This window comes from Streptomyces sp. H27-H1 (assembly GCF_026627445.1).
Taxonomy (GTDB): Bacteria; Actinomycetota; Actinomycetes; order Streptomycetales; family Streptomycetaceae; genus Streptomyces.
The window spans coordinates 1-831 of the sequence record NZ_JAPNLJ010000161.1 but is presented as its reverse complement, the minus strand read 5'-3'; the positions used below and the strand labels follow the sequence as shown (position 1 = coordinate 831).

Here is an 831-nt window from a genome sequence, read left to right as displayed (position 1 = left end):
ACCGCCTCAAGAACTTCCGGGCCGTGGCCACCCGTTACGACAAACGCGCGTACGTCTACCTCGGGACCGTCACCCTCGCTGCCCTGATCATCTGGATCCGAACCTGATCCAAGAAACAGAACCTAGGAATGCGGTACGACGGGCGCTGGGGGGTCTCGGCCGAGTGCGGGGCCGTGCCAGCTGTGGGCGTGTGAAGCGATCCGGTCGCCGCCCGGCCACCCGGAGCCGGCCACCGCTTCCCCGATGGCGCTCAGGGCGTGGGCGATGTCCATGAAGTTGTTCAGTGGTGAGTGGGCCTTGACCCCGGATTTTGGACACCGGAGGCACTTGGATCTTGATGGTCCAGGAGAATGGAGTCCCTGTGGGGATGAACCATACGAAGGGCTCGCCCGGTCCCGCAGAACAACGTAGGGAAGCATTACCCCGCCGAGTTCAAGGCGGACGCGGTCGCGTTGTACCGGTCGCGGCCTGGAGCGACGATCAGGTCGGTCGCTGGTGATCTCGGGGTGAACACCGAGACGCTGCGGAACTGGATCCGGGCCACCGACGGTCGCCGCCCAGGCGCCCACTCCTCGCCGCCAGCCGCTGTCCAGGCAGGCGGTGACAGCATTCAGGCGGAGCTGGCCGCGGCGCGGAAGAGGATCCGTGAGCTGGAGGAAGAGCGCGACATCCTCCGCAAGACGGCCCGGTATTTCGCGACGGAGGGGGCCTGACCCTTGCTCGTGGACACCCTGATCATTGGATCGTGAAGATCCGAGGAACAGGAGTTCCCGTTGGGGACGTCGAAGTACAGCCTTGAGTTCCGGGCCGATGCCGTCGCGCTGTACCGGG

General features: G+C 65.7%; 1 protein-coding gene and 1 pseudogene. Both read left to right on the top strand.

The genetic code is table 11. The features are described 5' to 3' along the window. Positions 1–107, top strand: a pseudogene (locus tag OTB20_RS42290) (IS5/IS1182 family transposase); the annotation flags it as partial. A 267-nt stretch (positions 108–374) separates the two neighbouring features. Next, positions 375–713, top strand: a complete 339-nt coding sequence (locus tag OTB20_RS42285) for a transposase (protein ID WP_267825198.1) — start codon at positions 375–377, stop codon at positions 711–713. Positions 714–831 lie beyond the last annotated feature (118 nt).